This window comes from Streptomyces sp. SID9727, assembly GCF_010550605.1.
Classification (GTDB): domain Bacteria; phylum Actinomycetota; class Actinomycetes; order Streptomycetales; family Streptomycetaceae; genus Streptomyces.
Window position 1 is genome coordinate 57003 of sequence record NZ_JAAGNI010000295.1, and the last position, 24629, is coordinate 81631.

At 70.9% G+C, this 24629-nt stretch carries 19 protein-coding genes; 8 read left to right on the top strand and 11 right to left on the bottom strand.

The window, feature by feature from the left end; all coding sequences use genetic code 11:
- Positions 1-209: 209 nt before the first annotated feature.
- A complete protein-coding gene (locus G3I41_RS19275) occupies positions 210-1757 on the bottom strand; it encodes a GMC family oxidoreductase N-terminal domain-containing protein (RefSeq protein ID WP_164401473.1) in 1548 nt (515 codons plus the stop codon).
- Positions 1758-2078: 321 nt separating this feature from the next.
- Between G3I41_RS19275 and G3I41_RS19280 the strand changes: the two genes are divergently transcribed.
- Genes G3I41_RS19280 through G3I41_RS19300 form a run of 5 tightly spaced genes read left to right on the top strand, consistent with a single transcriptional unit; the run spans position 2079 to position 11968 of the window.
- On the top strand, positions 2079-4019 hold the full coding sequence (locus G3I41_RS19280; RefSeq protein WP_343242170.1) for a VCBS repeat-containing protein: 1941 nt from the start codon (positions 2079-2081) through the stop codon (positions 4017-4019).
- The gene (locus G3I41_RS19285) at positions 4016-5038 is read left to right on the top strand and encodes an enediyne biosynthesis protein (RefSeq protein ID WP_164401477.1); all 1023 of its coding nucleotides are present in this window, start codon (positions 4016-4018) and stop codon (positions 5036-5038) included. Before G3I41_RS19280 ends, G3I41_RS19285 begins: the two co-directional genes overlap by 4 nt.
- Positions 5035-10920 carry a type I polyketide synthase gene (locus G3I41_RS19290; RefSeq protein ID WP_203601310.1) on the top strand — a complete coding sequence of 1962 codons (5886 nt, stop codon included), beginning with the start codon at positions 5035-5037 and terminating at the stop codon, positions 10918-10920. The genes G3I41_RS19285 and G3I41_RS19290 overlap by 4 nt, the downstream gene beginning before the upstream one ends.
- Positions 10917-11393: an acyl-CoA thioesterase gene (locus G3I41_RS19295; RefSeq protein WP_164401479.1), complete on the top strand. Its 477-nt coding sequence runs from the start codon at positions 10917-10919 to the stop codon at positions 11391-11393. Before G3I41_RS19290 ends, G3I41_RS19295 begins: the two co-directional genes overlap by 4 nt.
- On the top strand, positions 11390-11968 hold the full coding sequence (locus G3I41_RS19300) for a flavin reductase family protein (RefSeq protein WP_343242171.1): 579 nt from the start codon (positions 11390-11392) through the stop codon (positions 11966-11968). The genes G3I41_RS19295 and G3I41_RS19300 overlap by 4 nt, the downstream gene beginning before the upstream one ends.
- A gap of 171 nt (positions 11969-12139) precedes the next feature.
- Here G3I41_RS19300 and G3I41_RS19305 read toward each other — a convergent pair whose 3' ends face one another.
- The gene (locus G3I41_RS19305) at positions 12140-13537 is read right to left on the bottom strand and encodes a cytochrome P450 (RefSeq protein ID WP_164401481.1); all 1398 of its coding nucleotides are present in this window, start codon (positions 13535-13537) and stop codon (positions 12140-12142) included.
- Positions 13534-14517 (bottom strand): DUF1702 family protein, encoded by a 984-nt coding sequence (locus tag G3I41_RS19310; RefSeq protein WP_164401483.1) that lies wholly within the window; start codon positions 14515-14517, stop codon positions 13534-13536. The genes G3I41_RS19305 and G3I41_RS19310 overlap by 4 nt, the downstream gene beginning before the upstream one ends.
- A gap of 265 nt (positions 14518-14782) precedes the next feature.
- Between G3I41_RS19310 and G3I41_RS19315 the strand changes: the two genes are divergently transcribed.
- Complete coding sequence (locus tag G3I41_RS19315) at positions 14783-15754, top strand: hypothetical protein (protein ID WP_203601311.1); 972 nt, start codon at positions 14783-14785, stop codon at positions 15752-15754.
- 47 nt (positions 15755-15801) lie between these two features.
- Here the strand turns inward: G3I41_RS19315 and G3I41_RS19320 are convergent, their stop codons facing one another.
- Positions 15802-16452: a TetR/AcrR family transcriptional regulator gene (locus G3I41_RS19320; RefSeq protein WP_164401485.1), complete on the bottom strand. Its 651-nt coding sequence runs from the start codon at positions 16450-16452 to the stop codon at positions 15802-15804.
- Between the two features lie 81 nt (positions 16453-16533).
- Here G3I41_RS19320 and G3I41_RS19325 point away from each other — a divergent pair, with 81 nt between their 5' ends.
- Positions 16534-17919, top strand: a complete 1386-nt coding sequence (locus tag G3I41_RS19325; RefSeq protein ID WP_164401487.1) for a carotenoid oxygenase family protein — start codon at positions 16534-16536, stop codon at positions 17917-17919.
- Positions 17920-18058: 139 nt separating this feature from the next.
- Here G3I41_RS19325 and G3I41_RS19330 read toward each other — a convergent pair whose 3' ends face one another.
- From G3I41_RS19330 to G3I41_RS19340, 3 genes are all read right to left on the bottom strand, one after another.
- Complete coding sequence (locus G3I41_RS19330) at positions 18059-19495, bottom strand: MFS transporter (protein WP_239081714.1); 1437 nt, start codon at positions 19493-19495, stop codon at positions 18059-18061.
- A 231-nt stretch (positions 19496-19726) separates the two neighbouring features.
- Positions 19727-20083 (bottom strand): metalloregulator ArsR/SmtB family transcription factor, encoded by a 357-nt coding sequence (locus G3I41_RS19335; protein ID WP_096627470.1) that lies wholly within the window; start codon positions 20081-20083, stop codon positions 19727-19729.
- On the bottom strand, positions 20080-20526 hold the full coding sequence (locus G3I41_RS19340; RefSeq protein ID WP_164401488.1) for an SRPBCC domain-containing protein: 447 nt from the start codon (positions 20524-20526) through the stop codon (positions 20080-20082). The genes G3I41_RS19335 and G3I41_RS19340 overlap by 4 nt, the downstream gene beginning before the upstream one ends.
- Before the next feature lie 470 nt (positions 20527-20996).
- Between G3I41_RS19340 and G3I41_RS19345 the strand changes: the two genes are divergently transcribed.
- Positions 20997-21338: a VOC family protein gene (locus G3I41_RS19345; RefSeq protein WP_164401490.1), complete on the top strand. Its 342-nt coding sequence runs from the start codon at positions 20997-20999 to the stop codon at positions 21336-21338.
- 190 nt (positions 21339-21528) lie between these two features.
- On the opposite strand, the gene G3I41_RS19350 is transcribed toward G3I41_RS19345, so the two are convergent.
- The 4 genes from G3I41_RS19350 to G3I41_RS19365 form a co-directional block, all read right to left on the bottom strand.
- The gene (locus G3I41_RS19350) at positions 21529-22032 is read right to left on the bottom strand and encodes a pyridoxamine 5'-phosphate oxidase family protein (protein ID WP_164401492.1); all 504 of its coding nucleotides are present in this window, start codon (positions 22030-22032) and stop codon (positions 21529-21531) included.
- Between the two features lie 104 nt (positions 22033-22136).
- Positions 22137-22544: a GFA family protein gene (locus G3I41_RS19355; protein WP_164401494.1), complete on the bottom strand. Its 408-nt coding sequence runs from the start codon at positions 22542-22544 to the stop codon at positions 22137-22139.
- Between the two features lie 95 nt (positions 22545-22639).
- Positions 22640-23356, bottom strand: coding sequence for an NAD(P)-binding domain-containing protein (locus G3I41_RS19360; RefSeq protein WP_164401496.1), 717 nt, complete (start codon positions 23354-23356; stop codon positions 22640-22642).
- A gap of 57 nt (positions 23357-23413) precedes the next feature.
- Complete coding sequence (locus G3I41_RS19365) at positions 23414-24598, bottom strand: acyl-CoA dehydrogenase family protein (protein ID WP_164401498.1); 1185 nt, start codon at positions 24596-24598, stop codon at positions 23414-23416.
- Positions 24599-24629: the final 31 nt, after the last annotated feature.

The following is a 24629-nucleotide window of genomic DNA, read 5'->3' on the forward strand; positions in this document are numbered from 1 at the left end:
CCAATTCAGAAAAACGGCAATATATCCGGGTCTGTTGTCCGGCGGGTAATTGCGGCGTTGTTTTCTCTCATAGTGGCAGTAAGGGTGACGGCGTCTCGTCTTTCAAATTGCCCTGCGTGCGCCGGCCGGCGGGCCCTGGGCCAGGACATACGGGCGGCCGTTCCGGCGCGGCAGGCGCCGGAACGGCCGTCGGGGGAGGCGGGTTCAGTTCACTCGGCGCGCAGCCAGTCCGCCAGCCGCTCACCGATCATGATCGAGGTGAGGTTGGTGTTGCAGTTGACGATGCTCGGCATCACCGAGGCGTCGGCCACGTACAGGCCCTCCACCCCGTGCACTCGCAGCTGTTCGTCCACCACGGCGCCTGTGTCGTCAGCGGTGCCCATACGGGCCGTGCCCACCGGGTGGTAGCCGCTGTCCAGGCTCACCTTCACGTACTGCTCGACCATCGCGTCGTTCTCGATGAGCTTGTCGTTCAGCACGATGAAGCCGTCGCCCCGCGACGCGATCCCCGGGTGGTTGGCCAGCTCCCAGCAGGTCCGGACGCCCTGGACCATCTTCTCCAGATCCCGTTCGGTGGAGAGGAAGTCGAGCTGGATGTCCGGCCCCGCCGCAGGGTCGGCCGAGGCCAGTCGAAGCCGGCCGACCGACTCCGGCTGCTGGTCCACCACCATCACGCCGAAGATCATCGAAGCGCCGGCCAGCATCTGGAGCTCGGGGAAGAGCTCCAGGTCGAAGTGGTTGACCATGTAGTACTGCATGTCGTTGAAGTCGGTCGACCCCTTGGCCGTGGTCCGCACCATGGACTGCAGGAACGGCACGTTCTCGTCCAGGGCCCCCTCCTCGGGCCGCATGAACACGCCGGTCCGCGGGTGGTCCATCAGGTGGGCGCCGACCCCGGGCCGGTCCAGCCGGACACCGATCCCGAGCCTGGTCAGGTCGTCGGCCGGGCCGATTCCCGAACGCATCAGCAGTGTCGGGGTGTTGACCGCGCCGGCCGACAGGACGACCTTGTGCGCCCGCAGTTCCTCCGGCTGGCCGGAACCGGCCGAGACCAGGACGCCGACGGCGCGGTCGCCCTCGAAGAGCACCTCGTGCACCAGCGTCCCGCTGCGGATGACCAGGTTCTCCCGCGCCCGTACCTCGCCCGTCAGGTACGCCATCGCCGTCGAGACCCGGAAGCGGGGGTCGCGCCGGTTGGACGGGATCGGGCCGATACCGGTCGCCTCGGGGTGGTTGTGGTCGGAGACCTCGGGGAATCCGGCCGCCAGGCTCGCCTCGGTGAAGGCGCGCTGCATGGTGGTCATCTCGTCCGGCCGGAACCTGCGGATCGGCACCGGGCCGCCCTTGCCGTGGTAGCGGCCCTCGAAGTCCAGGTCGTCCTCCAGCCGGCGGAAGTACGGCAGCACCCGCTCGTACGCCCATGCCGGGTTGCCCGCCGCCGCCCACTTGTCGTAGTTCTCGGGCACACCCCGCAGCGCGATGGTGGCGCCGACCGCGGACGAGCCGCCGGTGATCTTTCCTCGGGGGAAGAGGATGCGCCGGCCGTCCAGGATCTCCGCGCGGTAGTGCCAGTCGTGCTTGCTCATCGACATGGCGTTGCCATTGGTGATGTCGTGCGGGATGTCGGCCGGGTCGGGAAAGTCCGGGCCCGCTTCGATGAGGAGCACCGAACGGGCCGGATCCTCGCTCAGCCGGGTCGCGAGCGCCGCACCCGCGGAGCCCGACCCGACGATGATCGCGTCATACGTGTGCGTCATGGATTTAAACCTCGCCAGACTGTGATTCGACAGGGTCCGATCTCACCCGAGTTTTACAGGCCGCCCGCATCCGGTCTTCTCCGAGACTGCTCGATGACCCGGGCCGTGGATATTCCCCGCACTGAAGGCAAGTGCCCCCTTCGAACCGTGGCAACGTCAGAGAAGCAGCTCTTGCCGGGGTGGTAGATCCTCAAGTGCCAGGTACTGCGACAGTAATTCCGGAATTACCTGCGCAATGACCTCGGCCAGCCGTTCATTTCTCGTTCACGGGAGGGAATTGGGATGTCGTACCGACAGCGATTCCGCAGGCTCATACCAGGGGTGGTCACGATATTGGTGGCGACCTCGCTGTTCTTCGTCGTCCGTACATCGGTGTCCGTCGCGGGCGGCGACGAGGCTGCCGCGGCGTACAAGTTCAAGGAAATGCCGATCGCGATGCCGCCCGGATACGACTCGCAGCCGAAGAAGACGATCCGTGAGGTGAACCCCGCCTACGAGAAGATCCGCGCCTGGATCTCGTCGGTCGGCGCCAGCATCGCGGTCAACGATGTCACCGGCCACGGACTCGCCAACGGCATGTGCATCGTCGACACCCGTACCGACTCGGTCGTGGTCACCTACACCCCGACCGCGCCTGCCGCCGACCGGTTCACCCCGTTCCTGCTGGACGGCAAGCCGCTGCCGATGGACGACGCCATGGCACCCACCGGCTGCACCCCCGGCGATTTCAACGGCGACGGCCGCAACGACTTCCTGGTCACCTACTGGGGGCGCACCCCGGTGCTGTTCCTGGCGAAGTCCGACGCCAGGACCCCGTCCCCGTCCGCGTACGTCCCGCGCGAAGTCGTCGCCTCGCAGAGCCTCGACGGCAAGTACCACGGGCCGCGGTGGAACACCGACGCCGTCTACGTCGCCGACCTCGACGGCAGCGGCCACCCGTCGATGATCGTCGGGAACTACTTCCCGGACTCCGACGTGCTCGACCCGAAGGGCCTCAACAACGTCGAGATGAACGACTCGCTGTCCAGCGCGAAGAACGCAGGCGGTGACCACGTGCTGCGCTGGTACAAGGGCTCGGCCGGCACCAACCCGGACGTCTCCTTCGTCGAGGAGAAGGACGCCATCCCGTACGCCAACTCCACCGGCTGGACGCTGGCCATCTCCGGCGCCGACCTGACCGGCTCCGGGCTGCCCGACGTCTACATCGCCAACGACTTCGGCCACGGGCACCTGCTGCACAACCGCTCCACCCCCGGCAACATCCGCTTCACGGAGGCCAAGGGCAAGCGCACCGCGACGACCCCGAAGTCGTTCGTGCTCGGCAACGGCTCCTTCAAGGGCATGGGGGTCGACTTCGGTGACGTCGACGGCAACGGCAGTTTCGACATGATGGTCAGCAACATCACCGTCGCCTGGGGCCTGGAGGAGAGCAACTTCCTCTGGGTCAACCAGGCCGACAGCCCGGCCGCCGCGAAGGCCGAACTGCAGGACGGCATCGCCCCCTTCAAGCAGGAGGCGCAGAAGAACGGCGTCGCCTGGAGCGGCTGGGGCTGGGACGCCAAGATGGGCGACTTCCTCAACAACGGCCAGCAGAACATCCTGCAGGCCACCGGCTTCGTCAAGGGTGACATCGACCGCTGGCCGTGGCTCCAGGAACTGGCCATGACCAACGACAACCTGCTCTCCAACCCCGAGATGTGGCCGCACGTCGGCCCCGGTGACGACCTGGCCGGCGACGAGGTGATGGCGTTCTACGCCCGTACGAGCAGCGGCAAGTACGCGAACGTGAGCGAGCAGCTCGGCCTCGACGTCCCGATCCCGACCCGCGCGATCGCCACCGCCGACACGACCGGCACCGGCGCGCTGGACTTCGCGATAGCGCGCCAGTGGGGCCCTCCGGCCTTCTACGCCAACCAGGCCCCGAAGCTGGGCAAGGACCTGACACTGCGGCTGTACCGGCCCGCGCCGGACTCCACCGCCGGAGAGGGGCTGGCCGCGACCGGCTCGCCCGCGTACGGCACCACGGTGAGCATCACCACGCCGCAGGGGAAGCAGATCGCCCAGCTCGACGGCGGCGGCGGACACGGAGGCTTCCGCAGCTTCGAGGTGCGCTTCGGCCTCGACACCTACACCGGCCCGGTGGAGGCGCACTTCACGTGGCGCGACAGCGGGGGCGGCCTGCACACCAAGACCCAGCAGCTCTCCGCGGGCAGCCACACCCTCATGCTGACCGACGACATCCAGGAGGTGACGAGCCGATGACCGACAACAACCGTTCCCGGACTGTCAACGCGGCTCCGCACGCCGCCCAACCCCCCGCCGGGAAGAAGAAGCCCAACCGGGACCCCCGCTACCTGGCACTGCGCAACTTCGCCATCTCCATGAGCGTGTTCAACGTCCTGGGCTACACCCTGCTCGGTTTCGAGCAGCCCTGGCTGTGGCCGATCATCTGCGCGCCGTTCGCCTACGCGGTGGAGATGGTGCTGGAGGTGATCAGCGCCTGGGCCCAGAAGCGGCGTGCCCGCTTCCTGGGCGGCGGGTTCCGCAGGGTGTACGAGTTCCTGCTGCCCGCCCACATCACCGCGCTCGCGGTGAACATGCTGCTCTACGCCAACGACCTGCTGCTGCCCATCCTGCTCGGTGTCTTCATCGGCGTGGCCGGCAAGCACGTCCTCCAGGCACCGGTCAACGGCCGCATGCGGCACTACATGAACCCGTCCAACTTCGGCATCACCGTCTCGCTGCTCATGTTCGGCTCCTGGATCAGCATCGCCCCGCCGTACGAGTTCACCGAGAACGCGAACACGTTCTTCCGGGTCGGCATCCCGCTCGTCATCGCCACCGCCGGCACGGTCATCAACGCCATGCTGACCAAGCGGATCCCGCTGATCGTCGGCTGGCTCGGCGCCTTCGTCATCCAAGCGGTGCTGCGCCACTTCATATGGGACGTGGCGATCTGGTCCGCGCTCGGACCCATGAGCGGTGTCGCCTTCGTGCTCTTCACCAACTACATGATCACCGACCCCGGAACCACCCCCTCGAAGGGGCGCAACCAGTTCATGTTCGGCTCCTCGGTCGCCATGGTCTACGGGCTGCTGATGGTCTTCAACGTCGTGTACACCCTCTTTTTCGCCACCACGATCGTGTGTGCCGTCCGCGGTATCGGCTGGTGGGTCGCCCACGGCCTGCAACGGCGCCGGGGCAACGACGCGACCAGCGGCACGGTGGCGCAACCCGCAGAGCCACAGCGCCTGGCCGGCAACGAGGCGGTGGCGGCATGACCGCGAGCGAACCGAGGCCCGTGACCACGGCCGAGAACGACGAGCGGGCACCCTCCGGCCGCATCGCGGTGGTCGGCATCGCCTGCCGCTACCCCGACGCCGAGAACCCCGAACAGCTCTGGCAGAACGTGCTGGCGGGCCGCCGTGCCTTCCGGAAACTCCCCGACCAGCGGATGCGCGCCGAGGACTACTACTCACCCGATCCCGCCGCGCCCGACCGCTTCTACAGCGCCAAGGCGGCGGTGATCGAGGGATTCGAGTTCGACCGGGTCCGCTACCGGGTGGCGGGCAGCACCTTCCGCTCCACCGACATGACCCACTGGCTCGCCCTGGACACCGCGGCCCGCGCCCTGGAGGACGCCGGCTTCCCGTTCGGCGAGGGGCTGGCGGACGTCAACACCGGCGTCATCATCGGCAACACCCTCACCGGGGAGTTCAGCCGGGCCAATCTGATGCGGCTGCGCTGGCCGTACGTCCGTCGCACCGTCGGCGCCGCGCTGCGCGAGCAGGGCTGGGACGACAAGGCGCTCACCGCCTTCCTCGACAGCCTCGAACAGCGCTACAAGAGCGCCTTCCCGCCGATCGGCGAGGACACCCTGGCCGGCGGCCTCGCCAACACCATCGCCGGCCGCATCTGCAACCACTTCGACTTCAAGGGCGGCGGCTTCACCGTCGACGGCGCGTGCTCGTCCTCCCTGCTGTCGGTCTCCACCGCCTGCGACGCGCTGGCCCGCGGCACGATGGACGTGGCGGTGGCCGGTGGTGTGGACCTGAGCATCGACCCCTTCGAGGTGATCGGCTTCGCCAAGACCGGGGCGCTGGCCACCGGCGAGATGCGGGTCTACGACAAGGGCGCCAACGGCTTCTGGCCCGGCGAGGGCTGCGGCATGCTGGTCCTGATGCGGGACGAGGACGCCCGCGCGCAGGGCCGGTTCCGCTACGCCACCATCGCCGGCTGGGGCTACTCCTCCGACGGCAAGGGCGGCATCACCCGGCCCGAGGCCAGCGGCCACCGACTCGCCATACGACGCGCGTACCGCACGGCCGGCTTCGGCATGGAGACCATCGGGCTCCTGGAAGGCCACGGCACGGGTACGGCCGTCGGTGACGCCACCGAACTGCGCGCCTTCACCGAGGCCCGCCGCGCCTCCGGGGCTCTCGCCCCGGCCGCCCTGAGCACCGTCAAGGGCAACTTCGGCCACACCAAGGCGGCGGCCGGGGTCGCCGGGCTCCTCAAGGCGATCCTCGCGGTCCGCCACCAGGTGATCCCGCCCGCCACCAGCCACGTCGACCCGCATCCCGAACTCCTCGGCCCCGAGCCCGCGCTGCGGGTCCCGGACCGTGCCGAGCTGTGGCCCGAGGGCATGCCCATCCGGGCCGGTGTCTCCTCCATGGGCTTCGGCGGCATCAACGCCCACGTCGTGGTCGAGCACGCCGACGGCCTGCGGCGCAACGCCCTGCCGAGCGTCACCCGCAAACTGGTCGCCTCCCGGCAGGACGCCGAGCTGTTCCTGCTGGACGGCGCAGACCCGGAGGAACTGCGGGAGAAGGCGACCCGCCTCGCGGAGTTCTGCGCCCAGCTGTCGTACGCCGAACTCGGTGACCTGGCGGCCACGTTGCAGAGCACGCTGGACGGCCGGCCGTTGCGCGCCGCGGTGCTCGTCGCCTCGCCCGAACAGGCCACCGAGCGGCTCACCGAGCTGGCCGGGCAACTCGCCGCCGGGGCCCGCTCGCTGCTGGACACCCAGGGGGGCGTCTTCCTGGGCAGCGCCGGATCGGCCCCCCGGATCGCCTTCCTCTTCCCCGGCCAGGGCGCCGGAAGGCGGGGCGACGGAGGCGCGCTGCGCCGCAGGTTCGCCGCCGTGGACGAGTTGTACGACCGGCTCTCGCTGCCCACCGACGGCGACCTGGTCGCCACCGACGTCGCCCAGCCCCGGATCGTGGCCGCCTCGGTCGCGGGCCTGCGGATCCTGGACCACCTCGGCATCGAGGCGGTCCGGGGCACCGGACACAGCCTCGGGGAACTCACGGCCCTGCACTGGGCGGGCGCGATCGACGAGAAGACCGTGCTGAGCACGGCCGGCGCCCGCGGCCGGATCATGGCAGCGGCCGGCGACGGCGACGGCACGATGGCCGCGCTCGCGACCACCCCCGAACTCGCCGAGACCCTGACCGCCGGCGAGCCGGTGGTGATCGCCGGCTACAACAGCCCCCGGCAGACCGTGGTGTCCGGCCCGGTCGCGGCGGTCGAACGCGTCTGCGCACTGGCGGCCGGACAGGGCGTCGGCACGGCGAGGATCAATGTCTCCCACGCCTTCCACTCACCGGCCGTCGCCCCGGCTGCGGCCGGACTCGCCGAGCACCTGGCAACCGAGCGGTTCGGCCCGGTGGGCGAGGGCCTGGTCTCCACCGTCACCGGCGGGCTGCTGCCCGCCGACACCGACGTGGTGGACCTGCTCACCCGCCAGGTACTTCAACCGGTCCGGTTCACCGAGGCGCTCCAGGAGATGGACGGCGAGGTGGACCTGCTGATCGAGGTGGGACCGGGCCACGTACTGAAGTCACTGGCCGCCGAGATCCTGCCGGATGTCCCCGCGGTCGCCACCGAGGCGGACGCCCTGTCACTGACCGGGCTGCTCGGCACGGTCGCCGCCGCCTGGACGATGGGCGCGCCGGTCCGGCACAGCCGGCTCTTCGCCGGGCGCTTCACCCGGCCGCTGCCGCTGGACAAGGAGTTCTCGTTCTTCGCCAGTCCCTGCGAGTCCAACGGCGAGGACTTCGTGCTGGAGCAGTCGATGCCGGCCGCGCTGCCGGAGCTCACCGCTCTCGCGCCCACCGCCGGCACCACGGCGGCCGGCGGGGAGAACGCCTCCAGCCTGGACGTGCTGCTCCGGCTTGCCGCCGAGCGGGCCGAACTCCCGGTCGAAACGGTCGATCCGGCGGCCAACCCGCTCGACGAACTGCACCTCAGCTCCATCACCGTCGGCCAGATCATGAACCAGGCCGCCCAGGAGCTGGGCATCTCCGCCCCCATGGTCACCACCGCGTTCGCCACCTCCACGCTGGGGCAACTCGCCGAACTCCTGGACGAGCTGGCGGAGCAGTCGCCCGACGACCACCAGCCGTCCGCCGCCCCCGGCGTCGCGAGCTGGGTCCGCCCGTTCGTGGTCGATTCGACACCGGCCGAGCTGCCCGGCGGCCCGGTGGCCGGTCCCGGTGGCGACTGGGAGGTCTTCGCCTCCGACCGGCACCCGCTGGCCGGCCCGCTGGCCGGGAAGCTGCGCGCGACCGGGCCCGGCGCGGGCGTCCTGCTCGCCCTGCCCCGCGACTGCGGTCAGGAGCACATCGGCCTGATGCTCGACGCCGCCCGAGCCGCACTCGACCCGGAACGGCGTGCCACCGGCACCCGGCTGGTCGCCGTCGGCGACCGCAGGGGAGCGGCGGGCCTGGCCAAGACGCTGCACCTGGAGGCACCGGACATCCCGGTCACCGTCGTCACCCTGCCGTTGCCCGGGGACATGACGGCCGACGCCGCCGAACGGATCAGCGTCCGGATCACCGCGGACGTCCTGGCCACCACCGGATTCAGTGAGGTGCACTACGACTCCGAGGGCGTGCGGCGGGAGCCGGTCCTGCGGGCGGTGGAGCTCGCGACGGACTCCACCCACCAGGCGCTGGACGACGGCGACGTCCTGCTGATCACCGGCGGCGGCAAGGGCATCACCGCCGAGTGCGCCATCTCGCTGGCCGGGCCGAGCGGCGCGGCGATCGGGCTGATGGGCCGCTCCGACCCCGCTGAGGACGCCGAACTCGCGGACAACCTGGCCCGTATGAAGGCGGCGGGCGTCCGGGTGCACTACGCGCGGGCCGACGTCACCGACGTCGACCAGGTCAAGGCCGCGGTCGGGGAGATCACCAAGGCCCTCGGCCCGGTCACCGGGCTGCTGCACGGTGCGGGCCGCAACCAGCCGCAGGCACTCGCCAACCTGGACGAGGACTCGTTCCGCCGCACACTGGCCACCAAGATCGACGGCGTGGAGGCCGTGCTGGCCGCGATCGACCCGGCGGCGCTGCGGCTCTTCGTGACCTTCGGCAGCATCATCGGCCGGGCGGGACTGCGCGGTGAGGCGGACTACGCCACCGCCAACGACTGGCTCACCGAGCTGACCGTCCAGTTCCAGCAGGACTACCCCGACTGCCGCTGCCTGGCGCTGGAGTGGTCGGTCTGGTCCGGTGCCGGCATGGGGGAGCGGCTGGGCGTTCTGGAGGGGCTGGTCCGCGAAGGCATCGAGCCGATCCCCGCCGACCAGGGCGTGGAGCTGCTCGGCCGGCTGCTGGCCGACACCCGTGTCCCGCCCGCCCTGGTGGTGATGGGCCGGGCCGGCGGCCTGCCGACGCTCACCCTGGAGCAGCGCGAACCCCCGCTGCTGCGGTTCCTGGAACGCGTCCAGGTCCACTACCCCGGCATCGAACTGGTCGCGGACGCCGAACTCGGCGCCGGCGGCGACCTCTACCTGGCCGACCACCTGCTGGACGGCGACCTGCTCTTCCCCGCCGTCCTCGGCATGGAGGCCATGACCCAGGTCGCCACCGCGTTGACCGGTCACCGGGACACGCCGGTGCTGGAGGACATGCGGTTCCTGCGGCCCATCGTGGTCCCGGTGAACGGCACGACGACCCTGCGGGTGGCCGCCCTGGTCACCGGACCGGGCACCGTCGAGGCGGTCGTGCGCAGCAGTGAGACCGGCTTCCAGGCCGACCACTTCCGGGCCACCCTGCGCTTCGGCGGGCCGGAGCCGGCCGGTCAGCCGGAGCCGGTCGGCGACCAGGTGCCGAGGGTGCCGCTGGCCCCCGGTGAGCTGTACGGACCGGTGCTCTTCCAGGGCGACCGCTTCCAGCGGCTGCTCGGCTACCGGGACCTGGCCGCCAAGCACTGCCTGGCCGAGATCGACGACACCCCCCGGACCGACTGGTTCGCCGCCTACCACCCGGACGAACTGGTACTGGCCGATCCCGGTACGCGCGACGCGCTCATGCACTCCATCCAGGCGTGCGTGCCCGACGCCACGCTGCTGCCGGTGAGCGTGGAACGGCTGCGTCTCGCGGCCCGGCCGGCGCGACAGACCGGCCGACTGCTGTTCCTCGACGCTCGCGAGCGGTCCCGGGACGGCGACAGCTACCTCTACGACCTGGACGTCCGCGACGAGGAGGGCCGGCCGGTCGAGCGCTGGGAGGGACTGCTGCTGCGGGCGGTGCGCAAGCAGGACGGAGCCGGGCCCTGGCTCCCGGCCCTGCTCGGCCCCTTCCTGGAACGGCGCGCCGAGGCGGCGCTCGGCCACCCGCTGCGGTGTGTCGTGCTGCCCGGAGGCCCGATCGACGGGTCCTCGGTCGACGAGCGTCGGCAGCGCACCGCCCAGGCGGTGAGCTGGGCGCTGGGCCGTACCACCGAGGTGCACCACCGGCCCGACGGACGGCCCGAACTGGCCGACGGGCGACGGGTGTCCGCTTCGCACGCGGCGGGCGTCACCTTCGCCGTGGTCGCCGACCAGGCCGTCACCTGCGACGTCGAGGTGGCCGCCGAGCGGCCGGCCGAAGCGTGGGCGGCGCTGCTCGGCGCCGACGGCCTGGCGCTGGCGCGGCTGCTCGCCGAGGGGCGGGGCGAGGCGCTGAGCCTGGCCGCCACCCGGGTGTGGGGCGCGGTGGAGACACTGCGCAAGGCGGGCCACGCGGTGGCCGCGCTGAGTCTGGACGGCGACGAGGGACTGCCGGCCGGCTGGGTGGCCTTCCGCGGCGGCGCACACCGCATCACGTCCTTCGCGACCGCCTTGGAGGGCGTCGCCGATCCGGTGTCGTTCACCGTGCTGACCGAGGGGACCCGATGACGCAACCGGACTACTACGAGTACCGCCACCTGGTCGGCTTCGAGGAGACCAACCTCGTCGGCAACGTCTACTACGTCAACTACCTCCGCTGGCAGGGCCGCTGCCGGGAGATGTTCCTGCGTGACCGGGCCCCCGACGTGCTCGCCGACATCCGGGCCGACCTCAAGCTGTTCACCCTGAAGGTGGACTGCGAGTTCTTCGCCGAGATCACCGCCTTCGACGAACTGTCCATCCGGATGCGGCTGCTGGACCTCACACAGACCCAGGTCGCCTTCACCTTCGACTACGTGCGGCTCGGGCCCGACGGAAGCGAGACCCTGGTCGCGCGCGGGCAGCAGAGGATCGCCTGCATGCGCGGTCCCAACACCGACACCCGCCCGACCAGGGTCCCCGAGCCGCTGCGGCTCGCCCTGGTTCCTTACGGCGTCTCCGGTACGGCGTCCTCCCGGGCGCTCACCACTACTGCGGGGTGATCCACATGTCCATCGTCCCATCCGCCTCCGTTCCGCTGCCCGGTCCGCTCGACCTGCCGCCACTTCCGGCGGAGGCGCCCGAGGCGGACATCCACGACCGTCGCGCACTGCGCGGGGTGCTCGGGCGTTTCGCCACCGGGGTGACCGTACTGACCGCGGGACGCGACGCGCCGCGCGGCATGACCGCCAACTCCTTCACCTCCGTCTCCCTCGATCCGGCCCAGGTGCTGGTGTGCGTCGTGAAGTCGGCGGCCATCCACCAACTCGTGCTGGCCGAGCAGGCCTTCGCGGTCTCGGTGCTCAGCCGGGACCAGGAATGGGTGGCCCGCCACTTCGCCGACCACTCCCGCCCGCGCGGTGCGGCGGAGTTCGCCGGCATCGACCACGAACCCGGCCGGCACACCGGGGCCCCCGTGCTGGACCACGTCCAGGCCTGGCTGGAGTGCCGGCTCAGCGCCATCCACGACGGGGGTGACCACACCATCTTCGTGGGCTCGGTACTGGGTGCGGGCAATGCGTCGGGCGAGGATCCGCTGCTCTTCCTCGGCGGGGCCTTCCGCCGCGTCGCCGCCTGACCCCGGATCGCACAGGAAGCCCGGCCGGCTGCCCCGGCCGGGCTTCCCGCGTCGCCTGCCGCACCCGCGTCGCCGCCACGCCCCGCGGCGGACTCCGGAACGCGAACGGCCGCCCCGGGCCACTGCTGCCCGGGGCGGCCATCGGCGTGACCGATCTCTTCCCGCACACCGTCAGTTCCGCGCCTCCACGGTCATCGGCAGGCCGCCCTTGACCCGCAGGGTCAGCATCGGCTCGGCCCGTACCCTGTGGCCCGGCGGGACTGACAGCCGCAGCCGGCGCAGCAGGACGGCGAGCACCACCGTGGCCTCCATCATCCCCAGGCTGCTGCCGACACAGACCCGAGGTCCCGCACCGAAGGGTACGTAGCTGTACCGGTGCCGGTCCGCGGAGCGGCCCTTGGCGAACCGTTCCGGGTCGAACCGGTCCGGGTCCTCCCAGAAGTCCGGGTGCCGGTGCAGCGTGTAGGGGCACAGCACCACATCGGCGCCGGCCGGAACCCGGTAGCCGCCGATCTCGTCCGCCGCCAGCGCCCTGCGCGGCAGCAGCCACACCGCCGGGTACAGCCGCATCACCTCCTGGAGCACCATCGACGTGTACGTGAGCCGGTGGAAGTCCTCGATGGCCGGCAGCCGGTCGCCCAGCACCTCGTCGACCTCGGCGCGTACCCGGTCGCCCGCCTCGGGGTGCCGGTCCAAGAGGTACAGCGTCCAGTTGAGGGTGCTGGCGGTGGTGTCGTGCCCGGCGAGCAGCAGGGTGATCAGCTCGTCGCGCATCCGGTTCTGCCGGACCGTCGGATCCCGCTCGTCGGCCGTCGCGTCGATGAGGCGCGAGAGCACGTCGTCGCGGGTGCCGTCGGAAGCCGGGTGCTGTTCCCGCTCCTGGGCGAGCGCGGCCACGATGCGGTTCAGTTCGGCCCGCGCCCTGCGGAACCGCAGCTGCAGGGGCAGCGGTACCCAGGTGGGCACCGAACTCAGGCTCATCATCTCGAAGACGGCCTGGTCCTGGACGATCTCGAAGGCCTCGCCGATGGACTCGTACGCGCCCAGATCCGCGTCCAGCAGCGAGCGGCCGAGCACCCCGAGGGTGAGCCCGGTCATCTCCTGCCGGATGTCCACCGCTCCCGCGCCCGCCGACCGCCTCAGCCGGTCGGCCAGCAGCAGCGCCTCCTCGCCGATGGCCCCGACCTGCCGGTTGATCCGGCGCGGCTGGAACGCCGGCTGGATCACCTTGCGCTGGGCACGCCACAGCGGGCCCTCACTGGTCAGCAGGCCGTTGCCGAGCGCGCGGCGGGCGTGCACCAGACCGATGCCCTTGTGGTAGTTGGCGCTGTTGTCGGTCAGCACCCGGCGGATGTGGTCGGGGTGGTTGAAGAAGTACAGGGTCTTGGGGCCGAGCGGCAGCCGTACCGCGTCGCCGTAGGTGGCCGCCGCCTCGGTCATCACCGCCAGCCGGTCGGATGCCATGCGGGCCAGGAGCACCGGGGTGCCGGCCCGCGACGGCCCCGGTGGCCGACGCGGCCGGCCGCCGCCCGGCCGGGCCGGGGCCGGTACCGAGTCCACGCCGGTCATGCCCGTGCCTCGGGGGCGTCGCTGGAGACCCGCTCGGCGATCTCCCGGCGCCATACCTCGTACGCCGTCAGCCGGCCGTCCACGACGGGATCGGGCCGGGCCCGCGAGCAGACCTCGGTGACCTGCTGCGGGCTCATCCCGCAGAGCAGTTGCGCGGCCATCTCGGTGTGCGGTGTCAGCAGCCCGGACTCCACCCGGGTGGTCGAGGCGAAGGCCACGCCCTGGGCGAGTTGCGGCCGGTAGCGGCCGGCCCGTTCGAGCAGGTGCAGCAGCTCGGCCTGGTCGGCACCGCCGGCGTAGCAGGCGGCCAGGCCGACCCCGCTGTAGAGGTCGGCACGCCGGTCGGCCGCGAAGCTGTCCACCAGGTCGGAGACCACGGCCGGGTCGGTGCCGCCGATGAACCAGAGCGCCCGCCCGATGCCCTGGTCGACGGCGTGCCCGGCGTACCGCCGGGTCTCGTCGCCGGGCCACGGGAAGGACCGGTCCCGGTACTGCTCGCGCACATAGCGCTGGGTACGGAAGTAGGCCTGGTGGAATCCGTATCCGTCCAGGGCCAGCCAGCGCAGCAGGGGGTCGGCGGGCGCGATGGACGCCCACCGGAAGCGGGGCAGCCGGGCCATCGCCCAGCCGACCCCGACGTGCACCATGTAGTCGTGCGGGGCGCCGTGGCCCGCCAGGAAGGCCGCTATCCGGCCGTTGCCGGGTATCGGAAGTCCGTCCAGCATGGCCAGTCCCATCGCCGCGCCCTCGTAGGCGAAGCCGCGGAACCGCACCGGGACCTGTTCCAGCCGCTGGTGCGCCTCGTCCTGGTCGCGTGCCTCGACGGCGAACGCGTACCCGTCGAGGAAAGTCCCCCCGACCGTTTCGAGCGTCTCCCGCGCCTCGGGGCTCTTCTCGTGGAAGCCCCGGGTCGACAGCTTGGTCTCGTTGTGGCTCGGTGTCATCAGACGGCGCCTGACCGCTCGCCAGCTCGCGCTCATCGTTGCCCTCCAGCCCGCCGCGCGCCCGGACGGCCGCAGCTCCGGTTTCATGCTCCGGTTCCACGGCCCGCCGTACTACTTCTGCCGTGCCGGCCCCGGGCAATTCAGGAGTAGGCACGGAAGGGGTCGGGTCCCGACAATCAGTCGCGTCGCCCGCACGTCCCCACACCGAGGTCCCGCCATGCGGCCGTCCCGCACGTGAGCGGCCGCAAGCGAGACCTCGTGCACCGGTTCCGGCACCGCCCCAGCCCAGAGGAGACCTCACATGTCCGGTACCACCACCTCCGTTCCGGCCCCGACGGCACCGCCGCACGCCACGTCGCTCTTCGTCAACGGCCTGTTCCCACGCCGTCGGGTCCTGCTCCTCGTGCTCAGCCTGCTCGGCGGCTTACTGATCGCCTACGCATGGTCCTCGAAGCTGGCGGACGACGAGATCGGCTTCCGCACCGCGAGCCAACTCCTCGGTCATGACGCCAAGGACACGCCGCTGACGGGCATCGCCTCCGGGGTGCTCTTCGCCCTGGTGTCCGGGCTGGCCGGCTCCTTCACGGCCTGCAACGTGGCCGTGTTCGGAGCGGTGGGTCCGCTGGTCGGGCAGATCAGCCTGACCCGTCGTCAGCGGTTGGCACACGCGCTGCGGCCGCTGGGCTGGATGGCGGCCGGCATGCTGCCGGTCTCGGCCGCCTACGGGGTGCTGGTCGGTCTGGTCGGCACTCACATGCCGCAGTTCTCGATGGCGCAGACGCACGGCATCTCACCCCGGATCGCCCAGGCCATGATCGTGTACGGGGTGCTCGGCCTGTTCATGCTGGCGCTCGGGCTGGCCGCGGCCGGACTGGTCCCCGACCCGCTGGCAGCGGTCTCGCGCCGGCACCCGAACGCTCCGCTGGTGCTGATCGGCGCCATGGTCGGCGCCTTCCTGATCGGCCGCCCCTACCCGCTGTTCCGCAACCTGTTCCGGCAGGCCGCCGAGGAACACAACCCGCTCTACGGAGCAGTCGCCTTCTCGCTCCAGTCCATCGGCAACTTCGCGGTGATGGCGGTGCTCTTCCTGTTCCTGTCCTACACCCTCAGCCGGCCCGTCCAGCGCTGGCTGGCCACCAAGCCGGGCCGGGTGGCGGCACTGACCGCGTCCGCGTTCCTGGTGGCCGGCGCGTTCACGGTCATCTACTGGGACATCCGGATGCTGGGCAGGCTCGATTACATATGGTTCCCGACGGCTCCCTGGAACGCGTAGCGGGTCTCCCTCCACCCCGGCGGAACCACCAACGGCGGCTCCGGGCCCTACTGGGTCCGGAGCCGCCGTCGTGTGGCCCTGGCCAGGGACTCCTGGGCGCGCTGAGGGTCGTCCCCCGCGCCCAGGATCATTCCGCCCACCTGCGCCTCGAAGCAGACGTCCGCGGTGTTGGGCTCGACCAGGTAGCCGCCGAGGTCCAGGGTGACCAGCCCGTGCAGGGCGATCCACAGCTGGTGCGCGACCAGTTCGGGGTCGAAGGGGCGGAAGCGGCCGGTCGCGGCGCAGCGCTTGACCGCTCCGACGAGGATGTCCAGGGTGTAGCGGCCGTGCTGCCGGTCGGCGTCGGTGAGGGAGAAGCCGCTGAGGCCCGACCCGCCGAACATCACGTTGTACAGGTGCCAGTGCTCCCGGGCGTTGTCCCGGTACGCCCAGCCGAGTGCGAGCACGTCGGCGACCGGGTCGTCGCTCTCCTCGACCGCCCTCATCCGGTCGCCGAGCAGCCTGAACCCCTCGTGGACCATCGCGCGCACCAGGTCGTCCATTCCGCCGAAGTACGTGTAGACGGCCGTGGTCGAGGTGCCCACCATGGCTGCCAGCTTGCGGGTGGACAGTGCGGCCGGCCCCTCCTCGCCGAGCAGCTTCGCCGCGGCGTCGATGAGTTGGGGACGGAGATTCGGGTCAACGGGTCGTGGGCTCACCCTTGACAGTATGGCGGGGCGGCTGTGACGCTATTACGTGACAGTGTTACGTAACAATGGCACTCAACGGAGGAGGCGGCCATGCCTCGCACCACTGACCCTGCCCGCGGCACACTCCCGTACAGCACGGTGCACCTCCTCGGACGTGGCTACCAGCCGGTGCCGGCCGAGACCGACCACACCGGACTGACGGTGCGCGGCACGCTCCCGTCTCAGCTCGACGGAACCTTCCTGCGGATCGGGCCCAATACCCGGGGCACCCACGACCCCGCCGTCGACCACGCCCTGGGGGGTGACGGCATGGTGCACGCGATCCGGTTGGGCGGCGGCCGGGCGCTGTCGTACCGCAACCGCTGGCTGCGGACCGACTCGATCAGCGGTGCGCTCAACGAGCTGCCCACCCCCGGACCCCGTAACGGACCGGACGACAACGTCAACGCCAACCTGGTCCGGCACGCCGGCCGCACCCTGGCCGTGGCCGCCGCCACCGCCCTGCCGCTCGTCATCGACTCCGGGCTCGCCACCCGTGCCCGCACCGACTTCGACGGCACCCTCCCCGGCGGTTTCTGCGCGCACCCCCTCACCGACCCGGTCACCGGCGAACTCCTCGCGGTCGCGACCGACCACGCGAGGGACGAGGCGGTCCTGCTCACCGTCGACGTCGCGGGCCGGGTCCGCGAGACACTGCCGGTCCCGGTCAAGGGCCGCCCCTGGATGCACTCCTTCGCCCTCACCGAACGCCACGCGGTCCTCTTCGACCTGCCGGTGACCCACGACCCCGCCGAGGCACGGGCCGGCTCGCCCATGCCCTACTCCTGGCAGCACGACCACGGCGCCCGGATCGGAATCGTGCCCCGCGGCTGCGCGGAGGCGGCCGCTGTCTGGCTCGACGTCGCACCCTGCTTCGTCTTCCACCCGGTCAACGCCTACGAAGAGGGAGACGGCCGGATCACCGTGGACGTGATCCGCCACGAGCGGGCCTTCGACCGTGACCGGCTGCACGCCAGCGAGTCGGCGCCCACCCTGTGGCGCTGGACCCTCGATCCGCGTGAGAACGCCGTGACGGAGCGGCAACTGGACAGCTCGGCGCAGGAGTTCCCGCTGATCGACGAGCGGCACACGGGACTGCCGTACCGGTACGCCTTCACCGTCGAACTCGACGAGGGCCGGGGCGCCGCGCTCTGCGGCCCGGCACTGCTGCGGCACGATCTCGTCACCGGCCGTTCGGAACGTCATGCCTTCGCCGGCGGACGGCTGACCGGCGAACCCGTCTTCGTGCCGCGCGAGGCGCGAGCCGCGGAGGCCGACGGCTGGCTGCTGACCCTGGTGTACGACCCCGCCACCGACCGCAGTGAACTGGTGGTCCTGGACACCGCCGAATTCACCGGGCCGCCCGTCGCCGTGGTCCCGCTGCCGGTGCGGGTGCCGCACGGCTTCCACGCGCAGTGGGTGCCGGGGGAGCGGTGAACGGTGCGGAGGCCCACGAAGACCCCGCCAGGGACGGCCACCGGACCGTCAGCCGGGCCCGTCGGCATGAACGTGGCGGATCCGGCCCGAAACGCCACGGAGCCGCACTCGGCCGAGTGCGACTCCGTCAGGCCGGATGTCAGTCCAGCGGACGGGCCAGCGCCTCGTCCGCGGCCCCCGGATGCGGCGCGACCGCCGCCGGAGCGTCCGCGCCTCGGGCACGCAACCCCCACCAGATCAGGACCACGCTCGCCAGGGTCACCACGACGTTCACGATGAGCGCGCGGTGGAGGCCGTCCAGTTCCACCGCCTGGGTCGCGGCGACCGCGCTCAGGATCGGGATGCCGACCGTGACGGCCACCTGCTGGGTCATCGCGGTCATGCCCGTGGCCAGGCCCTGCTCCTCATTGGGGAGGCCCGAGGTTCCGGTCACGGTGTAGGCCACGATGGAGGTCACATGCCCGAAGAACGCGATGAACAGCGCGGGGATCACGACGGCGAGTGCCACCCGGTCGGTACCGAGGAAGATCAGCGGAACGATCGCCAGGCCCTGCACGGACAAGCCCACGGCCAGCACCTTCCGGCTGCCGTGGCGTCCGATCGAGCGCCCGGCGATGACCCCGGCGACCATGGCGGCCAGGCCCGGGACGCCGAATACCAGGCCGGTGACCAGCGGGGAGTAGTGCAGGACGTTCTGAAGGTAGAGGGTCATCAGGAAGATCATGGCGGTGCCCATGGAGAAGGTCACGAGACCCCCGTAGTTGCCCCACTTCACCGTCGGCCGCTTGAGGATGCGCACCGGGGCGAGCGGCGCGGCCGAACGCAGCTCGATCATCCAGAACAAGGCCAGCAGCACCGCGCCGATGACGGCCGAGTAGATGTTCGTCTCGATGATCGCGTAGATGACGGCCAGCAGACCGCCGGCCGCGGTCACCGCCCCGGGCACGTCCATCTTCACCCGGTCGGGGACGCTGCTCTCCCTGATCAGCGACGGGGTGAACGCCAGGATGACCAGCGCCACCGGGACGTTGATGAAGAACGCGGCTCGCCAGCTGAGCAGGCTGACCAGGACTCCGCCGACCAGCGCGCCCACCGTGAAGCCGCCGGAGAGCAGCGCACCGTTGAGGCCGAGGACCCGGTCTCGCTGCGCGCCTTCCGCGAAGGTGCTGGTGAGCAGGGACAGGGACGCGGGGATCGCCATCGCGGTGGCGAAGCCCTGCAGTGCGCGGGCGGTCAGCAGCACCTCGGCGTTCTGGGCGAATCCGCCGAGCAGTGAGGCCGCGCCGAGCAGCGCCAGCCCCGTGATGAAGAGCCGGCGGCGGCCGTAGAGGTCGCCCATCCGTCCGAAGAGGAGGGCGAAGCCCGCCGCGGGGAGGGCGTAGGCCGAGGTGATCCAGGGCAGCCCGGAGAGCCCCAGTCCGACGCCCGCGCCGACCTCGGGCAGCGCGACGTTGAGGATCGAGAAGTCGACGGACAGCATGAATCCGGAGCCGAGCAGGAGGAACAGGATCATCCGTTCCCTGCCGGTGAAACGTGGAGCTGAACTCGCTTCGCTCTTGCCTGCGTCGGTCGTCATGAGATGGTTCCCTCGATCGAGAGTCCGGTTTCGTGAACGGTCACCGCGTCGGCCGACCGTGCCGCCCGGCGGCACGCGTCACCGAGCGCCGGGCCGACGCCTGACAGGCCGTCGGTTCGGTGCCCCTGCCGGGGTGACCTGGAGCTGGGGGAGTGCTGAATACTGCCGCCCCGTTCCCGTCGTTCGCCCGGCGGGCAGGCCGGGCGAACGACGGGAACAGGACGACAGGGTCTAAGGGGTGTCTTGCCGTTCCGCTGCCTCGGCGATGTGCTTGATCTTCGCCAGACGCCTGTCCCAGTCGGCGGCGAGCATGGTCATCCACCGCGCCGTCGCGTCGAGGGTCGCCGGCTTCACCGCGTACCGCACCTCGCGTCCGACCCGGCTGCCGGAGACCAGTCCGGCGGCGTCCAGGACGGCGAGGTGTTTGGCCACCGCCTGTCGTGATATCGGAAGACTCTCGGCAAGCGTCGTCGCCGTGGCCTCGCCCTGTGCGGCGAGCAGTTGCAACAGCTCGCGTCGCGTGTTGTCGGCCAGCGCGACCAGCACGCTGTCCACCACCCCGACGGAGCCCTGGCGTTCGTCCGTCACACGGACGACGCCTCGACGCGCGTCTTGACCGCGTCGAGCACCTGGGGCCAGCCGTCGGCGTTGTCGCTGTGCGCCTTGGCACGCAGATCCTCGGACCCGGCCAGCGCCGCGAACCCGCTCTCGACGACGCGCAGCCGCGTCTTGTCACCCTCGGCGGTCAGCGTGAACTCCACCAGAGTGCTGTTGTCGTCGCTCAGCTCCTGACCGGGGAACGCGCTGGCCCAGCGGTACGCGACGTAGGTCTGCGGCTCCACCTTCTCCACTCGCACGGGGAAGCTGCCGTGCTCGGGGTTCTCGGCCACCGTTGATTCGCCCTCGACGGCCACGGTGCCGGACGCACTGGCCGGGTCGGCGACCCAGAACCCCGGCTCGGTCACCAGTGACCACACCCGGTCGACGGGGGCTGCGATCAGGGTTTCGCGTTCGATCAGCCGTTCGCTCATGAGGGACTCCTTCATTGGTGCTCTTGCCAGCAACCCGATGGTTGCACATCGGATCGTCAGGCGCAATCGAAAGGTTGCGTTCAGTGGGTGGGGCGCGGTAGTGCGGTGAAGCGAGGTGCTGCGCCAGGACTGGGCGCGCGGGAGCCGCGCTTTTGGTAGTGGGCGCGTGTCGCGCAAGAGTTGGGTTGCGTAAGGGTTGAGTTACGTGCAACACTTTGGTTGCGGAATCCGACGGGCCGGCCGCCGGGCAGGTCGGCTGGCCCTCGGCGACGGGCCGGGCGCGCGGTGAGGCAACCTGCGCCTTCCGGAACGGACGGCACCTTACGGTGGAGGTCTCCGGGTCGGCCGGTGCCATCGGGCGGTGGGCGTCGAGCGCGCCGCCGAGGCGGACGACTTCGCACAGCACCGAGAGGCGTGGCGTGGCGCCAGCCGCTGCCGCGACCTCGGATCACACATCAAGGAGATTCGACATGGCGACACTGAAGCCCGGAAGCATGCTGGTCGGCTCGACTCGTCCCGAGGAACTGCGGGCCTGGTACATCAAGGCGCTGGCTCCGGGGTTCACCGGCGAAGGCCCGATCGACCTGGGCGGCTTCCACCTGGTCGTCTGCGAGCGCGACGACATCGACGCGAAGAACGACCAGCCGGGTCGCTCCATCATCAACTTCCATGTCGACGACTTCGACGCGGTGGAGGCCCAGCTGAGCGCGGCCGGCGCGGAGTGGATCTCTGTCGATGACCGGGAGCCGGGCAAGTTCGGTACGTTCTCCGACCCCGACGGGAATTACCTCCAGATCATCCAGTGGAAGTAGGACGCCCGGGGCCGGGTGTTATCGCAGCCCCTCTTCCGGTCCGAAGCGGACCGGAAGAGGGGCTGCCCCGTGTGCGCCGCTCCCCGTCCCGCGTCCGCGCGAAGAACGCGGCGCTTCCCCCGGAGCCGTGCGGCGCCTGATCGCGCCGACGGCGGTGGAGGCCGCCGGGGCGCCCGGTCTCCGGCCGGCCTCAGTCCTGCTCCGCGCCGTAGGCGTGGGCGTAGTCCACCGTCCGCGGTGGCGGGAAGCGGGTGACGAAGTCGCACACGACGACATGCGTGGGGACGATGGTGATCACGGCCATCTCGCTGGTGCTCTCCCGTTTCACCCGCATCCACTCCTCCATCCGCGCCTCGTCGCCGATGTTCCGGCGGGACGCGTCGATGTGCTCCTGGGGGATTCCCTGCCGGATCTCGACCGAGGCCGTTCCGCGTACGTTCATGATCAGCGGTGTGTACGTGGTGGTGTCGACCGTGAAGGCGACCTGCGGGTGCGCCTTGAGCGCCTTGACCTTGTACGCTCCGGTCGGGGTGGCGAAGACGAAGGCCTTGCCGTTCCAGAGGTAGGAGACCGGCACCGCCCTCGGGTGGCCGTCCAGCCCCACGTAACCGAGCCGCATCGGGATCGGTGCCTCGATCAGCGTCCGGATCACCGGGTCGGTTTCCATCAGGTGCAGGATCTCGGCGTAGTTCATGGATACCGCTCCTTCTCGCCGGGCGGAACTCCTGGCCCGGTCTCTTGGGCGTCGTGGACGCCCGCTGTGGTCATCGTGCCCGGCCGCACGGAGGCGGGCCGCGGTCACGCGGTGGTTGCGGGCTTCGGTACCTGCGGGAGCCAGGACACGGCGTCGTCGCGGAAGTGCTGGTTCCGCGGAACGAACACACCGTCGTCGTCCAGGCTCATGATGGTCACGAAGACGGCGTCCGAGCCGTCGTCGAGCGCGCACACCCGGGAGCCGCAGTCGCCGCAGAACCCGCGCCCGGCGCCCGGCGAGGTCGCGTACCAGGTGGGCTCGCCGCCCGGACCGTCCCAGGCGAAGCCGGACAGGGGGAGGCCCACGAAGGCCATCATCGGGCCGCCGGAGAGCTTCCTGCAGTGCGAGCAGCTGCACACATGGGGGTAGAACGGCCGGCCTTTCGCGCTGTACCGGATCTTCCCGCACAGGCAGCCGCCGGTAAGGGTCTGCTGCTCGTCGATCTCGCTCATCGTGGTGTCCCCAGGCTCTCGGTGCGTCGGTTGTGCTCCGGGAAGCCCGCCGACGACGGCGGGCTTCCCGGTTCTCTCCGGGCGTCGGGGAGGAGTCAGAAGGTGCGCTCCGCCACCCGGACCCTCTCGACGTTCTCCAGTGCCGCCCGCAGCGCGGCGGCCGGCAGGGGAGCCCCGAGGGCTTCGGTCCGGTCCTCGAAGGCGGTGTTCTTGTCGGCCATGTAGAGCCAGGTGTACGCGGAGGTCTCCGGTTCGATGCGCCAGCTGTCCGCCAGCGAGCCCACGTCGACCGTGTCGAAGCCGATCGTGTGGATCAGCGCCGACGCTCCGGACTTCACGGAGGCGTCGTTGCCGGCGATGGCCACCGCGCTGCGCTCCGGATGGCCGGAGGGACGGGCGAGCTGCGTGATGTGGTGGGCCAGAATGCCGCTGAACGCCTTGACCAGGTGGACCCCGTCGAAGTGCTGCTGGATCAGCTCGCTGGTGGTCAGCTTCTCCGAGTCCAGCTCCTCGATGCGGCCGTCGCGGATCGGGTAGTAGTTGCTGGTGTCCAGCAGGGCCCGACCCCGCAACGGCGCCACCGGGACGGACCGGTAGGCGGTGACCGGCAGGGCCAACACGACGAAGTCACCGGCCTGTGAGGCCTGTTCGACGGTACCGGCCGTGGCCAGCGGGCCCAGGTCCGCGACGAGGCCGGCGAGGCTCTCGGGGCCGCGGGAGTTGGACATCACGACCGGAATGCCGTTCCTGACGGCGAGCCGAGCGATCACTGTGCCCATGACTCCGCTGCCGATGATTCCAAGGGTGGACATGACGACTCCTCAGGGTTTCTGGTGGACTCTCTCGTGCCGGGGACGGCTCGGCACCGGTCAGATGTAGTAGGTGTTGGGCTCCAGGCCGCAGAGGATCCGGCCGTAGGTCTCGGCGTTGACATCCGGATTCATCATCGCGTGCAGGCCGAAGGTCTGGAGGTCGTTGGCTATCTGCTGCACCGGCACCCTGGTGTAGGCGGCGGAGCCGCCGCTGGAGGAGGCGAGGATCTCCACCGCTTCCCGGGTCAGCCGCACGGCCGAGCCCTCGTCCGCGCGGCTGCGGCCGCGCTCGGACATCTCCCAGGGCTCCGCCGAGGCGCACTTGGCGTCCAGCTGGGCGGCCAGCCGGGTCGCGTGGAACTCGGCCTCGTCGAGCTTCATCGCCGCTTCGGCGACCCGCAGATGGGTCACCGGGGCCTCGCTCTGGCTCGGGTACTCGGTGTAGGTGATCTTGCGGCCGGGGAGCCGCTCGAAGAAGAGGTCCCGCACCGCCTTGCCCATGCCGACGGCGACCCCGACCGTGGACGCCGCCCCCACCATGATCAGCGGAGCGCGGTACATCGGCGACTCGGCGTTCAGCTTGGAGACCGACTGGCCACCGAGCACCATGGGCGCCGGCAGGATGCGTTCCTGCGGGATGAACAGGTCCTTCGCGGTCGTGGTGACGCTCCCCGTGCCGCGCAGGCCGCTGGTGTGCCAGTCGTCGACGATCTCGAGCTCCGACACCGGGACCGGGCCCATCACCGGGTACGGCTGCCCGTCCGGGTCCAGGAATATCGCCGCGACCTGCTGCCAGGTGCTGCTGAGAGCGCCGCTGATGAACGGCCACGAGCCGTTGACCAGGACGCCGCCGGGAACGGGGACGGCCGTCGCGGTCCCGGGCCCGATGGTGGCGCAGAGCCCTGTGCCGGACTCCGCGAACACCTCGTCCTGGACCTCGTCCGGGTACAGACCCACGCTCCAGCCGGCGACCCAGGAGCTGGCCACCACCCATGCGGCGGACCCGTCGGCCTTGGCTATCTCCTCGGCCACCGCCACCATGGTCTGCGCGTCGCTCTCGTACCCGCCGTAGCGCAGCGGGATACGCATCCGGAAGACACCCGCGTCGCGCAGGGCGTCCACCGAGTCAGGGTGCAGTCGGCGGTTCTCCGCCGACCACGCGGTGTTGGCCCGCAGCACGGGCGCGATCGCGGACACCTGCCGCACCAGCTGTTCCCGGGTCGGGATGACGGGAGTTGACATGACTTCTCCTCAACGGACTAGTGGGATCAGA

What these genes read in the sequence shown, in the direction of transcription:
- G3I41_RS19275 (WP_164401473.1), bottom strand. Translation starts at nt 1,757, where the DNA reads ATGACGCACACGTATGACGCGATCATCGTCGGGTCGGGCTCCGCGGGT.
- G3I41_RS19285 (WP_164401477.1), top strand. Translation starts at nt 4,016, where the DNA reads ATGACCGACAACAACCGTTCCCGGACTGTCAACGCGGCTCCGCACGCC.
- G3I41_RS19290 (WP_203601310.1), top strand. Translation starts at nt 5,035, where the DNA reads ATGACCGCGAGCGAACCGAGGCCCGTGACCACGGCCGAGAACGACGAG.
- G3I41_RS19295 (WP_164401479.1), top strand. Translation starts at nt 10,917, where the DNA reads ATGACGCAACCGGACTACTACGAGTACCGCCACCTGGTCGGCTTCGAG.
- G3I41_RS19305 (WP_164401481.1), bottom strand. Translation starts at nt 13,537, where the DNA reads ATGACCGGCGTGGACTCGGTACCGGCCCCGGCCCGGCCGGGCGGCGGC.
- G3I41_RS19310 (WP_164401483.1), bottom strand. Translation starts at nt 14,517, where the DNA reads ATGAGCGCGAGCTGGCGAGCGGTCAGGCGCCGTCTGATGACACCGAGC.
- G3I41_RS19315 (WP_203601311.1), top strand. Translation starts at nt 14,783, where the DNA reads ATGTCCGGTACCACCACCTCCGTTCCGGCCCCGACGGCACCGCCGCAC.
- G3I41_RS19325 (WP_164401487.1), top strand. Translation starts at nt 16,534, where the DNA reads ATGCCTCGCACCACTGACCCTGCCCGCGGCACACTCCCGTACAGCACG.
- G3I41_RS19330 (WP_239081714.1), bottom strand. Translation starts at nt 19,495, where the DNA reads ATGACGACCGACGCAGGCAAGAGCGAAGCGAGTTCAGCTCCACGTTTC.
- G3I41_RS19340 (WP_164401488.1), bottom strand. Translation starts at nt 20,526, where the DNA reads ATGAGCGAACGGCTGATCGAACGCGAAACCCTGATCGCAGCCCCCGTC.
- G3I41_RS19345 (WP_164401490.1), top strand. Translation starts at nt 20,997, where the DNA reads ATGGCGACACTGAAGCCCGGAAGCATGCTGGTCGGCTCGACTCGTCCC.
- G3I41_RS19350 (WP_164401492.1), bottom strand. Translation starts at nt 22,032, where the DNA reads ATGAACTACGCCGAGATCCTGCACCTGATGGAAACCGACCCGGTGATC.
- G3I41_RS19355 (WP_164401494.1), bottom strand. Translation starts at nt 22,544, where the DNA reads ATGAGCGAGATCGACGAGCAGCAGACCCTTACCGGCGGCTGCCTGTGC.
- G3I41_RS19360 (WP_164401496.1), bottom strand. Translation starts at nt 23,356, where the DNA reads ATGTCCACCCTTGGAATCATCGGCAGCGGAGTCATGGGCACAGTGATC.
- G3I41_RS19365 (WP_164401498.1), bottom strand. Translation starts at nt 24,598, where the DNA reads ATGTCAACTCCCGTCATCCCGACCCGGGAACAGCTGGTGCGGCAGGTG.